The sequence below is a fragment of the Micromonospora sediminicola genome, from assembly GCF_900089585.1.
In the GTDB taxonomy this organism is placed as follows: domain Bacteria; phylum Actinomycetota; class Actinomycetes; order Mycobacteriales; family Micromonosporaceae; genus Micromonospora; species Micromonospora sediminicola.
In genome coordinates this window covers 3106671-3118707 of the sequence record NZ_FLRH01000003.1, presented here as the reverse complement: position 1 = coordinate 3118707, position 12037 = coordinate 3106671, and the positions used below count along the sequence as shown (strand labels likewise).

9 protein-coding genes are annotated in these 12037 nt (G+C 73.4%); 4 read left to right on the top strand and 5 right to left on the bottom strand.

Features of this window, described 5'->3' with window-relative positions; genetic code table 11:
• Positions 1–118: 118 nt before the first annotated feature.
• The 3 genes from GA0070622_RS14955 to rph all read right to left on the bottom strand — a co-directional run bounded on the left by GA0070622_RS14955 (position 119) and on the right by rph (position 4403).
• Positions 119–1213: an oxidoreductase gene (locus GA0070622_RS14955; RefSeq protein ID WP_091573855.1), complete on the bottom strand. Its 1095-nt coding sequence runs from the start codon at positions 1211–1213 to the stop codon at positions 119–121.
• Between the two features lie 44 nt (positions 1214–1257).
• The gene (locus GA0070622_RS14950) at positions 1258–1626 is read right to left on the bottom strand and encodes a MerR family transcriptional regulator (protein ID WP_091573854.1); all 369 of its coding nucleotides are present in this window, start codon (positions 1624–1626) and stop codon (positions 1258–1260) included.
• Positions 1627–1802: 176 nt separating this feature from the next.
• Positions 1803–4403 carry a rifamycin-inactivating phosphotransferase gene (rph, locus tag GA0070622_RS14945; RefSeq protein WP_091573853.1) on the bottom strand — a complete coding sequence of 867 codons (2601 nt, stop codon included), beginning with the start codon at positions 4401–4403 and terminating at the stop codon, positions 1803–1805.
• A 458-nt stretch (positions 4404–4861) separates the two neighbouring features.
• On the opposite strand from rph, the gene GA0070622_RS14940 reads away from it, so the two are divergent.
• The 3 genes from GA0070622_RS14940 to GA0070622_RS14930 all read left to right on the top strand — a co-directional run bounded on the left by GA0070622_RS14940 (position 4862) and on the right by GA0070622_RS14930 (position 9794).
• Positions 4862–9013, top strand: coding sequence for a SpoIIE family protein phosphatase (locus tag GA0070622_RS14940; RefSeq protein WP_091573852.1), 4152 nt, complete (start codon positions 4862–4864; stop codon positions 9011–9013).
• Positions 9010–9309: an STAS domain-containing protein gene (locus GA0070622_RS14935; protein ID WP_091573851.1), complete on the top strand. Its 300-nt coding sequence runs from the start codon at positions 9010–9012 to the stop codon at positions 9307–9309. The genes GA0070622_RS14940 and GA0070622_RS14935 overlap by 4 nt, the downstream gene beginning before the upstream one ends.
• A gap of 83 nt (positions 9310–9392) precedes the next feature.
• Positions 9393–9794 carry an STAS domain-containing protein gene (locus GA0070622_RS14930; RefSeq protein WP_141684579.1) on the top strand — a complete coding sequence of 134 codons (402 nt, stop codon included), beginning with the start codon at positions 9393–9395 and terminating at the stop codon, positions 9792–9794.
• On the opposite strand, the gene GA0070622_RS14925 is transcribed toward GA0070622_RS14930, so the two are convergent.
• Together GA0070622_RS14925 and GA0070622_RS14920 are read right to left on the bottom strand one after the other, a co-directional pair.
• A complete protein-coding gene (locus GA0070622_RS14925; protein ID WP_218060594.1) occupies positions 9755–10498 on the bottom strand; it encodes a GAF and ANTAR domain-containing protein in 744 nt (247 codons plus the stop codon). The genes GA0070622_RS14930 and GA0070622_RS14925 overlap by 40 nt on opposite strands.
• Positions 10499–10629: 131 nt before the next feature.
• The gene (locus tag GA0070622_RS14920; RefSeq protein WP_091573849.1) at positions 10630–11370 is read right to left on the bottom strand and encodes an SDR family oxidoreductase; all 741 of its coding nucleotides are present in this window, start codon (positions 11368–11370) and stop codon (positions 10630–10632) included.
• 125 nt (positions 11371–11495) lie between these two features.
• Between GA0070622_RS14920 and GA0070622_RS14915 the strand changes: the two genes are divergently transcribed.
• Complete coding sequence (locus tag GA0070622_RS14915; protein ID WP_091573848.1) at positions 11496–11990, top strand: RrF2 family transcriptional regulator; 495 nt, start codon at positions 11496–11498, stop codon at positions 11988–11990.
• Positions 11991–12037 lie beyond the last annotated feature (47 nt).

Genomic DNA, 12037 nt, shown 5'->3' with positions numbered 1-12037 from the left:
CCCGTTTCCGGCGGTGGTGTCGAGGTCCGACCAGCACGGCTCGCCCGGTGAGCCCTGCGGTGCTCCTGCCCTGCCACCGACTGTGAGCGATAACATCCGCCCCGTCAAGCCCGGCGGACTAGGGATACACGTCCTCGTGCGCCTTGCGGTAGTCCGCGATCTCCGCCAGGCGACCGGTCGCCGCGAGTGTCGCCCAGGCCGGGTTGCCGAGCAGGGCGCGACCCACGGCGACCAGGTCGAACTCCCCGCCGACCAGCCGGCTCGCGAGGCCGGAGACCGATTCCGGGCCACCCGGACGCAGGAACTCGCGGGTCAGTCCCACCGAGCCCACGGTGATCGACGGCAGGCCGGTGAGCCGTTTCGCCCAACCGGCCAGGTTCAGCGCCGAGCCGGCGAACGCCGGCTGCCAGAACCGGCGCTGCGAGGCGTGCAGGACGCCCGCGCCCGCGTCCGCGAACGCGGTGAGGATCTCCGCCAGCTCGGCCGGGGTCTCGGCGATGCGGGCGTCGAAGGCGCGCTCCTTGAACTGCGAGAACCGCACGATCACCGGACGGTCCGCCGGGAACTGCGCGCGCACCGCGCGCACGACCTCGGCCGGGAAGGCCGCCCGCCGCGCCGGTGAGCCGCCGTACCGGTCGGTCCGACGGTTCGTGTACGGCCAGAGGAACTCGTCCAGCAGGTACCCGTGCGCGGCGTGGATCTCCACGGCGTCGAAGCCGACCCGGCCGGCCGTCCGCGCCGCGGCCGCGTACGCCGCCAGCAGCTCGTCCGCGTCGGAGAGCGTCATCGCGCGGGCGGCCGGCCGCCCCGGTTCCGGCACGCCGGACGGGGTCCACGCCGGGCGGCCGTCCACCGGCTCGCGCAGGCTGCCCAGGTGCCACAGCTGGGCGGCGATCCGGCCGCCGGCGGCGTGGACCGCCTCGACCACGCGCCGCCAGCCGGCCTCGGCCGGGCCGGGCGTCAGCCTCGGCACCGTGTCCTCGTGGCCGGCGCTGGGGTGGTCCACCAGGACGCCCTCGGTGACGATCAGCCCGATGCCCTGCTCGGCGCGCCGCCGGTAGTAGTCGGCCGCCTCCCGGGCGGGCACCCCGCCGGGCGCGCGGTTGCGGGTCATCGGGGCCATGACGATTCGCGATCTCAGCGGCATCCCGGCGACGGTGACGGGTTCGAGCAGGGAGGCCACCGGTGAAACGGTGTCGACGGTTGCGGTCATGGCCCGACCGTAGGAGGTGACACCGGTGTCAGGGGCAAGCCCGTTCAGGCGGCCGGTGTCGCGGCCTCCCCGGGGACGGTCATGTCGGCGACCACGTCGTCGAGCACCGACACGGCGTGCGCGAGACGCGCCATCTCGGCGACCATCCGGGACCGCTCCTCGCGCAGCCGGTCGGTGAGCCACCCGGTGCGGATGTCGGGGTTGGTGACGCAGGGCAGCAGCTCGGACATCCGCCGGCTGCTCAACCCGGCGTCGAAGAGCCGCCGGATGAGGTCGACCCGCTCGACCGCCGATTCCGCGAACACCCGCTGTCCGCCGGCGTTGCGTACGGCCGCGAGCAGGCCCTGCTGCTCGTAGTACCGGATCGACCGGGCACTGACCCCGGTGCGTGCCGACAGCTCCCCGATGCGCATCACGCCTCCCGTCCGTTCAGCCCTGTGCCTCGAGCATGCCAGCTGCCGCCGCCGGGAGATGCGACTGCCAATCGGGTACGTCCCCCCGAAACCGCTCGGATCGCGCGACGTCTTCGCCGGCCGGGCGCGGGAACGCATCCCCGCCGGGTGGCCGGCGCCTTGGCCGTCCGGACCGGTCAGGGCAGCAGCTCGACGTAGCCGCCGGAGCCGTGCACCCGGATCCGCTGCCCGTCCCGGATCAGGCGGGTCGCGTCCGGCACGTTCACCACGGCCGGCAGGCCGTACTCGCGGGCGATCACCGCACCGTGGGTCATCTGGCCGCCGACCTCCGTCACCAGGCCGGCGACGGCGACGAACAGGGGTGTCCAGCTGGGATCCGTGTGCGCGGTGACCAGGATGTCGCCCGGTTCGAGCTCGGCGCGGGCCAGGTCCAGGACGACCCGGGCCCGTCCCTCGACGGTCCCGTGCGAGACCGGCAGCCCGACCAGCGCGCCGGCGGGCACGTCGTCGCGCCGGTACGCCCCGGTGAGCGCCTCACCGTCGGAGGTGAGGACCCGGGGCGGCGTCAACGTCCGGTGCCACCGGTACGCGTCCCGGCGTTCGCGGACGAGCCGCCCGTCGATCCGGTGCGTGCGCACCACGTCGCGGAACTCGGCGAGCGTCAGGAAGAAGACGTCCTCCGGGTCGGTGAGCACCCCGTCCCGGACGAGCCGGTCGGCCTCCGCCGTCAACGCCTGCTTGTAGAGGAAGTAGCGGCTGACGATGTCGTACTTCGGGTACTCCCGGTAGCCGATGAAGGTCCGGACCCGGTCGATCATGCGACGGGTCTCGTCGGCCCTGGCCTCCCCGTCCGGCCGGGCCCGCAACCGGGTCAGCACCTCCCGGGCCTGGCGTTCCGCCGCCTGCCGCCCCTGCTCGAAGCGACGCGCGGCCTCACCCGGGGCGAAGTTCCGCACATGGTCGAGGATCAACGGCACGAGGGTGGCCGGGCGCTCGCTCCACCGTGGGCGGGTGATGTCGATCTCGCCGACGCACCGCATGCCGTACCGGTCGAGGTACGCCCCGATCGCCTCGCGCGCCTCCGTGCCGCCCGGCAGTCCCGGCAGTTCGTCCAGGAAGCCGTCGTCACCGTCGACGTCGCGCAGGAACGCCACCACCTCGGGATGCGGGCGGATCACGTCGGCGACGTCGAGCAACGCCAGCCCCATCTCCGAGGTGACGTTCCCGGGCGCGGAGAGGGTCAGCGTGTCGGCCGCGTTCGTCTCGCCCAGCCACTCCCCCAGCTTGTCGTTGAGCCACCAGGTGGCCTCCATGCCCGCCATGATCGCCTGCACGTTCACCGGATCGGCGAGGACCCGCTTGTGCTCGACGAACGCCTCCTCCAGGAAGTCGAACAGCTCCGGCCCGGACCGGGCGCGGATGTCGCGGCGCAGCGCGGCGATGCTGGCCCGGCTGCGCTCGACGAGCGCGGTGACGACGGCCGGGTCGGTCTCCACCGCCGCCGCCGGGCCGCCGAACGGCGGCCCGGCGGGGGTGTGCTCCGGCGACGCCGGCCCGATGTCCCCGCGCTCCAGAACCGTCTCCAGCGCGTCCCGGGTCAGCGGGTCGGACCGGCTCATCAGGCCGAGGAAGGCGGCCCGGCCCGCCGGCGTGGCCAGGTGCCGGGTGGCGTCGACGAACAGCCGGCCGCCGGCCTCGTGCATCGGCGCCATGGCGGTGCGCCGCCACATCGACAGGCCCAGCGGCTTCATCGCGTCGGTCATCATCTGCTGGTGGCCGACCGACAGGTAGACGTGGCTCTCGCCGTCGTCGACGGCCGGTAGCGGGAACAGCGTCGTGATCGGTCGGCTCTGGAGGATGTGGAAGTCGTCGTCGACCAGCCCCCACTCGATGTCCTGGGGGCGCCCGAAGCCGGCCTCGATCCGCCGGCCCAGCCGCACGAGCCGGACGACCTGGTCGTCGGTGAGCGCGGGCTGCTCCTGCCGCGCCGGGTCGACCTCCTCCTCCCGGGTCCCGCCGCCGGGCAGGGCGTGGACGGCGCGCCGCTTGGCGGCGATCCTCCGGGCCACGATCTCGCCGTCGCGGACGGTGAACACGTCCGGGTCCACCAGCCCCGAGACCAGCGCCTCGCCGAGGCCGAACCCGGCGTCCACGGTGGCGACCCGGCGGTTGCCGGTGACCGGGTCGGCCGTGAACATGATGCCGGCGGCGTCGGGGAACACCATCCGCTGGACGACCACGGCCATCCGCACGCTCCGGTCGTCGACCCCGTTGCGCCGGCGGTAGGTCACCGCCCGCTCGCTGAACAGCGACGCCCAGCACCGGCTGACGTGCCGGAGGATGTCGGCCGGACCCCGCACGTTCAGGTAGGTGTCCTGCTGGCCCGCGAACGAGGCCGTCGGCCGGTCCTCCGCCGTGGCGCTGGACCGCACGGCGTAGGCGGCGTCGGAGCCGAGGCCGGTCAGCGCCCGGGTGATCTCCGCGGCGACGTCGCCGGGCACGGCGACGTCGCCGATCGCGCGACGGACCTCCGCGCTGAGCGACCGGATCGCCTCCCGGTCCTCCGGCCGCAGCCGGGTGAGCCGGTCGAGCCGGTCGGCGAGGGACGGCGTCTCGGCCGTCACCCGCCGGAAGGCGTCCGTCGTCACGCAGAAACCGGCGGGCACCCGCACGCCGTCGATACGCGACAGGGCGCCCAGGTGCGCGCCCTTTCCGCCGACGACGGCGACCTGCGTCCCGTCGACCGCGTCGAGGCCCACCACATACTGTCCGGTCATCGCCGCACCCCCGTTTTCCCAGCTCAGCCGCGTCCGGCCGACGATTCTGCGGCATGACCGGGGTCTTGCGGCAAGCCCCCGGGTGCGATATACGTTAGAAGTGGCAGGGAGTCGTCTCCCTGCCTTTGCCATGTCCGGCTGCCTCCGGTCGTGTCCGGCTCGGGTCGCGCCCGGCCGGTCAGGTGCCACACGCGGCTCGGCTGCCGGTCGGGAGCCGCACGCGCGCCTCCACCCTGATCTCGGCCGAGGCCGCCACGTCCGCGCCCTTCGTGGGCAACTCCGTCGGCGCGAACACGCCCGATACCCCTATTTGCCGGTAAAGCGACGATGCGTGAACTCGCTCTCGTTTCCGCGTGGGCGGAATGGCGGGGACCGTGCCGGGGCAAGAGCGGATCACGGGGGCCGCGGCGAGGCGACCCGGACGAGCAGGATCACGCGTAGTGAGGGAGACTCGGGCGATGACCGGCGCTGACACCGACCCGCGTACGCGTGCCGACGTGTTCGCCGTCGACGGCGAGATCGGTCCCGACCTGGCCCGGGTCGACTGGTCGGCGCACCCGCTCGGGCCACCGGAGGAGTGGCCGCAGAGCCTGCGCACCGCGGTGCGGATCCTGCTGTCCTCCCGCTTCCCGATGTGGATGGCCTGGGGCCCCGAGCTGACCTTCTTCTGCAACGCCGCCTACCGCCGGGACACGCTGGGCCGCAAGTACCCGTGGGCGTTGGGCCGGCCGGCCGACGAGGTGTGGGCGGAGATCTGGGACGACATCGGCCCCCGCATCGACACCGTGCTGCGCACCGGCGAGGCGACCTGGGACGAGGGGCTCCTGCTGTTCCTGGAGCGCGCCGGCTACCGCGAGGAGACCTACCACACGTTCTCCTACAGCCCTCTGCGCAACGACGACGGCACCCTGGTCGGCATGCTCTGCGTGGTCAGCGAGGACACCGAGCGGGTGATCGGCGAACGCCGGATGGCCACTCTGCGCGACCTCGGCTCCGACCCGAGCGTGGTCCGCACCGAGCGGGAGACGCTGGCCTTCGCCAACCGCCAGCTGGGGCGCAACCGGCAGGATCTGCCGTTCGCGCTGACGTACCTCTTCGGTGCCGACGGTGACGCGCGACTGGTGGAGGCGACCGGCCTGGCCGCGGGCCACCCGGCGGCGCCGGTGACGCTGTCGCCCGCCGACCCGGCGCCGGTCTGGCCGGTGCGGGCCCCCACCGAGGGTGAGGCGGTGCGGGTGCCGCTCGACGGCCCCGCCTTCGCCGAGCTGCCCGCGGGCGCGTGGCCCGATCCGCCGACCGAGGCGCTGCTGATGCCGCTGCGGCAGCAGGGCGCGGCGCCCTACGGGTTCCTCGTGGCCGGGCTGAACCGCTACCGGGCCCTGGACGACGGCTACCGCGGGTTCGTGGAGCTGGCCGCCGGCCACGTGGCGACCGGCATCGCCAGCGCCCGCAGCTACCAGGCACAGCAGCGTCGGGCCGAGGAGCTGGCCGAGCTGGACCGGGCCAAGACCGCCTTCTTCTCCAACATCAGCCACGAGTTCCGCACCCCGCTGACCCTGATCATGGGGCCGGTGGACGAGCTGCGCGGCCTCATGCAGGACGCCGACCCGCGGATCCGCGAGGAGCTGGAGGTCATCCGCCGCAACGGGCTGCGCCTGGGCCGGCTGGTCAACAGCCTGCTCGACTTCTCCCGGATCGAGGCCGGCCGGATGCAGGCCCGCTACGAACCGGTGGACCTGGCCGCGGTCACCGCCGACCTGGCCAGCGTCTTCCGCTCGGCGATCGAACGTGCCGGCCTGACCTTCGAGGTCGACTGCCCGCCCCTGCCCGGCCCGGTGCACATCGACCCGGGCATGTGGGAGAAGGTCGTGCTCAACCTGCTCAGCAACGCCCTGAAGTTCACCTTCGACGGCACGGTGCGGGTGGAGCTGCGGGCGGAGGACGGGCAGGCCGTCCTGCGCGTCTCCGACACCGGCATCGGCGTCGCGGAGGACGAGCTTCCGCGCCTGTTCGAGCGCTTCCACCGGATCGAGAACGCCCGCTCCCGCTCCGACGAGGGCAGCGGGATCGGGTTGGCCCTGGTCAAGGAGCTGGTCGGGCTGCACGGTGGCACCATCACCGCCAGCAGCACCGTCCGGCAGGGCACCTGCTTCACGGTCCGACTGCCGTTCGGGGTCACCCACCTGCCCGCCGACGCGCTCGCGCCCGCGGGCACCGGCCTGGTCGCGGCGTCGGCCGAGCCGTTCGTGCAGGAGGCGTTGCGCTGGCTGCCCGGCGGCCCCGCCGACATGACCCCGGACGACGCGGCCCCGGTCGACGGGCCGGTCACGCCGCTGCCCGGCGGCGCGCCGGCCCGGATCCTGGTCGCCGACGACAACGCCGACATGCGTGAGTACCTGACCCGCCTGCTGCGCTCCGCCGGGCACCGGGTGGAGGCCGTCGCCGACGGTCAGGCGGCGCTGGATGCCGCGCGTACCCGGACGCCGGACCTGGTGGTCAGTGACGTCATGATGCCCCGCCTCGACGGTCTGCAACTGGTCGCCGCGCTGCGCACCGACCCGCGCACCGCCGGCACTCCGGTGCTGCTGCTCTCCGCCCGCGCCGGGCAGGAGGCCTCGATCGAGGGGCTGGAGGCCGGCGCCGACGACTACCTGGTCAAGCCCTTCCCGGCGGCCGAGCTACTGGCCCGGGTCCGGGCCAACGTGGAGCTGGCCCGGCTGCGCAACCACCACGCGCGCTGGCGCACCGCCCTGGTCGACTCGTTGCAGGAGGCGTTCTTCGTCTGCGACGAGGACGGCGCGGTGGTGGAGATCAACTCCGCGTTCACCGACATCCTCGGCTACGGACCCGAGGGGCTCCCCTACCCCCCGGTGCAGCCGTGGTGGCCGGACCCGGAGGCCGAGTCGGAGGCGCACCGTCAGGTGGCGGCGGCGTTCTCGGTGCTGATCGGGCAGAACCAGGGCACCTACACCGTGCCGGTGACCCACCGCAACGGGCACCGGCTCTGGATCGCCGCATCGTTCAACCAGGTCGACGACCCCGACACCGGCCGGCGGATGATCGTGGGCACGTTCCGCGACGTCACCGCCGAGCACTACGCGGTGCAGCGGGAGACCGCCCTCGCCGGGCTGGGCATGCGGCTGTCCCAGGCCGAGGACCTGCCGGACGCCCTCCACGGCGTCCTGGACGAGCTGCGCCGACTGTGGCGCGCCACCGGAGTGGTCACGGCCGTGTTCGGCGAGGACCCGACCCCGATCGTCACCGCCACCGACGCCGCGCTGCGCTGGGAGTCGCTGCCCGACGCGCGCCGACAGGCCCTGCTCGCGCTGCGGGACACCCCGCTGCTGACGCCGGTGGCGACGCGGACGCACGGCGCCGGCATCTCGGTCGAACACCCGGACGGCACCATGGCGCTCTGGATCGACCTGGGCGAGAAGCGGCCCTTCACCGAACAGGACCAGACGCTGCTGGCGCTGCTCGCCGGCCACATCGGGCAGGGCCTGCACCGGGTACACCAGATCGACCAGCAGCGTGAGACCGCACTGGCTCTGCAACGGGCGATCCTCGGCCCGGCGCAACTGCCGGCCGGCTTCGCCGTGCGCTACTCCCCCGCCACGCTCCCGCTCAAGGTCGGCGGTGACTGGTACGACACCGTCGAACTGCCGGACGGCCGGATCGGGATCGTGGTCGGCGACTGCGTCGGCCACGGCCTGCGGGCCGCCACGGTGATGGGGCAGTTGCGCAGCGCCTGCCGGGCCCTGCTGCTGCAGGACGCCAGCCCCGCCCAGACGCTGGCGGCCCTGGACCGGTTCGCCGCGCTGCTGCCCGGGGCGTCCTGCGCCACGGTCTTCTGCGGCGTGCTCGACCCGGCCACCGGGCGGTTGCGCTACTCCAGCGCGGGGCACCCGCCGGCCATCGTGGTGCACCCCGACGGCACCCCACAGCTCCTCGAACAGGGCCGGTCCCGGCCGCTGGCCGTCCGCCCGGGACTCGAACGCCCCGAGGCCGAGGCCACCGTGCCGGCCCGGGCCACCCTCATGCTCTACACCGACGGTTTGGTGGAGCGCCGGCGCCAGCCGCTGACCGTCGGCATCGCCCACGCCACCGCCGCGATCCAGCAGGGCCGCGGCACCCCGGTCGAGGACCTCGCCACCGAGGTGATGGACCAGCTCACCCCGGAAGGCGGGTACGACGACGACGTGGCTCTGCTGCTCTACCGTCACCCCGGCCCACTGGAGCTGGATTTCCCGGCCGAGTCGTCCCGGCTGGCCGAGGTGCGCACCGCCTTGCGCGGGTGGCTGGACCGGTGCGGGCTGGCCCCCGCCAGCGCCTACAACGTGCTGGTGGCCGCCGGCGAGGCGTGCGCCAACGCCATCGAACACGGCCACCGGGACAGCCCCGGCGGTCGGATCCGGTTGCGCGCCGCCGCCACCGCGGACGCCCTGCGCCTGAGCGTCACCGACAGCGGCCACTGGCGCGACCAGAACCGGCCGGCCGACCCGCACCGCGGGCGGGGTCTCGTGCTCATGCGCGCGTTGATGGACACCATCACGGTCACCCCCGGAGCCGGCGGCACCACCGTCCACATGCAGGCAAGGATCATCCGATGAGCACGGCCCTGACCCTGACCACCGGCAGCCGGCCCGACGGCACCCGCGTGCTGACCGCCGTGGGCGAGATCGACATGAGCAACGCGGCCTCGTTCGCCGACGCGCTCGGCGACGCGGTTCGGCCCGACGGGGATCCCCTCGTCGTGGACCTCACCGGCGTGGAGTATCTCGACAGCGCGGGGCTGGCCGCGTTGTTCCCGCACGCGGAGCGGATCGCGCTGATCGCCGGCCCGCTGCTGGAGCCCCTGCTGACCATCTCCGGGCTGGCCGACCTCACCACCGTCAAGAGCGGTTGAGCACGGGCGTCGGTTACCATTGCCGAGCCCGGCGGACCGTTCTGACACGAGCGCCCCCGCCGGCGTTTCCGTGGGAGTATCTCGTGGCTTCCCCCGTGCCGTTCGGAGACGTCCCGCCCACCGCCCCCCTGCGCCTTGCCGCGACCGACATCGGCGACGGTCAGGTGGTGCTGATGGTGACCGGCGAAGTCGACATGGCGACCTGTGACCAACTCGACCAGACCGTGGCCCACCTGCTCCGGCGTCGTCCGCGCCGGCTGCTGCTGGACCTCGCGGGGGTGCGGTTCCTGGACTCCTCGGGGATCCGGGTCCTGCTCCACAGCGGCCGGCGGGCACAGCAGCAGGACTGTCACCTGTCGCTGGTCAACACCCCGCCCGCCGTCCGTCGGGTCCTGGAGATCGCCGGCGTCGCGTCCCTGCTCGGCCTGGACGTGGACCGGGATGATCAGACCGAGGCGGTGAGTTCCCCGGACTCGACGAGGTGACGGGCCACGTCGAGCAGCTTGGTGTTCGTGTGCTGGCTGCTCAGGACGAGCAGATGGAACGCCTGTTCGCCGGTGAGCCGGTGCCGCTCCATCAGGATGCCCTTGGCCTGACCGATGGTGTCCCGGGTGCCGAGGGCCTGGGTCAGCTGCGTGATCTGCCGGGCGTCGGACATGGCGACCGCGGCGTGGGCGGCGAACAACAGACCCACCTGCTCCGACTCGTCGGTGAAGGCGCCGGCCCGGCGCGCGTAGAGGTTCAGCGCCCCGAGGTTGTCGCCGGTGACGTAGAGCTGGAACGACAGCATGCTGCGGATGCCGAGTTCGGTCGTGCCCTTGACGAACCGAGGCCAGCGCGGGTCGCTCACCAGATCCGACGCGCGCACCGTCGTCTCCTCGTACAGCGACGACAGGCACGGTCCCTGATCGGTGTCGTACTGCACCTGGTCGACCCGACACGGCAGTTCGTCGGTCGTGGCCGTGGTACGGATCCCGCGGCGGCCGCGGATCTCCGAGATGGCGGCGTAGCCCGCGCCGGGGATGGTGTCGACGGCGGCGCCCACGATGGCGTCGAGTGTTCCCTGTTCGCTCTTCTCGCTCTGAAGTCGGCGGGCCAGGTCGACGAGCACGAATCCCAGGCGGTCCAGCTCCGCGCCGCCGTACTCCATGGATGGTCTGCCACGGTCCTTCGGGTCGTCCTCGCCCATGGCGCTGCCATCGCTTCCGCTCGGGCGGCTTCACCTGTCGAAACCATCGGAAGCGCTGGTTCGTACCCAGCGGCGGGCCGGCCGAATCCTGTCCGGGACCCGACCGGCCCGGCGGCGACGCGTGTCAACCCTCAGCGGGACGAGCGCAGCCAGTCCGCGTAGTGGGTGGGCGCGAGTCGGGCGTCCGGTCCCGGGACGAGGACGTCGCCGTCGACGGCGGCGAACATGCCGGCCGAGTCGTCGACCACCACATTCCGGTCGTCGTGCCGCGCGGCCAGGGTGACCCGGCCCAGCTCGTCGAGGGTGAAGGCGTCCGGTCCGCCGACGTTGCGGACGGCGTTGAGCGGCGCGCCGGTGGCGACGTCGACGACCGCGGCGACCACGTCGGCGGCGGCCATCGGCTGCACCGGGGTGGCCGGCAGCCGCACCGTGCTGTCGTCGGAGGTCCAGGACAGGATCGCGTCGACGAACTCGAAGAACTGGGTGGCGCGCACGACCGACCAGGGGGTTCCGCTGTCCCGGAGCAGTTCCTCCTGCAGCGTCTTCGCCCGGTAGTAGTCCAGCTGCGGCACCTGGTCGACGCCGACGATCGACAGCACCATCTGGTGACCGACGCCGGCGCGCTGCCCGGCGGCGAGCAGGTTGCCCATCGAGGTGCGGAAGAACTCCAGCGACGCCTCGTCGAAGGTCGGCGAGTTCGCCACGTTGACCACGACCTCCGCCCCGGACAGCACCTCGTCCAGCCCCTTGCCGCTGATCAGGTCGACGCCGGTCGAGAGCGCCGCGGGCACGGCGTCGTGCCCGGCCTCGGACAGCTCGCGGACCACCTGCGACCCGATCAGACCGGTGCCACCGATGACGACGATCTTCATGGTTTCCGCCTTTCCCGACGTGGTTCAGGCACGCCGGATTCCCGTTCGAGGACACCTCAAACTCGGACACGTTATATCCGAGATATTAGTCGGATAGAGTTTGTCCGAGTCAAGGGGGTGGGCGGGTGAAGCTGTCCGGTGGGGTCGAGTGGGCCCTGCACTGTTGCGTGGTGCTGACCACGGCCGCGCAGCCGGTGCCGGCCGCGCGGCTGGCGGAGCTGCACGACGTCTCCGGCAGCTACCTGGCCAAGCAGTTGCAGGCGCTCTCCCGCGCCGGCCTGGTGACCTCCGTGCAGGGCAAGGCCGGCGGATACGTGCTCACCCGGGCGGCGGAGCAGATCACCGTGCTCGACGTGGTGACCGCCGTCGACGGCGCCCAGCCCGCGTTCGTCTGCACCGAGATCCGCCAGCGCGGGCCGCTGGCGAGCCCACCCGAGGCCTGCACCCGGCCGTGCGCCATCGCCCGGGCCATGGCCGACGCCGACGCCGCCTGGCGCGACGCGCTGCGCGCGATGTCCGTGGCCGACCTGGCCCGCAGCGTGGACGAGGACTACGGGCCGGCCACGCTCGCCGGGGTACGCGCCTGGCTGGGCGGGCCGGACGACGCCGGCCGGGGCTGACCGCGTACCTCGGATCGCCTGGCCGGCGACGACGGCGGGCAGGCGCA

Excerpts from the sequence above, each read along its gene's own strand:
- GA0070622_RS14955 (WP_091573855.1), bottom strand. The coding sequence starts at position 1,213 with ATGACCGCAACCGTCGACACCGTTTCACCGGTGGCCTCCCTGCTCGAA.
- GA0070622_RS14950 (WP_091573854.1), bottom strand. The coding sequence starts at position 1,626 with ATGCGCATCGGGGAGCTGTCGGCACGCACCGGGGTCAGTGCCCGGTCG.
- rph (WP_091573853.1), bottom strand. The coding sequence starts at position 4,403 with ATGACCGGACAGTATGTGGTGGGCCTCGACGCGGTCGACGGGACGCAG.
- GA0070622_RS14940 (WP_091573852.1), top strand. The coding sequence starts at position 4,862 with ATGACCGGCGCTGACACCGACCCGCGTACGCGTGCCGACGTGTTCGCC.
- GA0070622_RS14935 (WP_091573851.1), top strand. The coding sequence starts at position 9,010 with ATGAGCACGGCCCTGACCCTGACCACCGGCAGCCGGCCCGACGGCACC.
- GA0070622_RS14925 (WP_218060594.1), bottom strand. The coding sequence starts at position 10,498 with ATGGGCGAGGACGACCCGAAGGACCGTGGCAGACCATCCATGGAGTAC.
- GA0070622_RS14920 (WP_091573849.1), bottom strand. The coding sequence starts at position 11,370 with ATGAAGATCGTCGTCATCGGTGGCACCGGTCTGATCGGGTCGCAGGTG.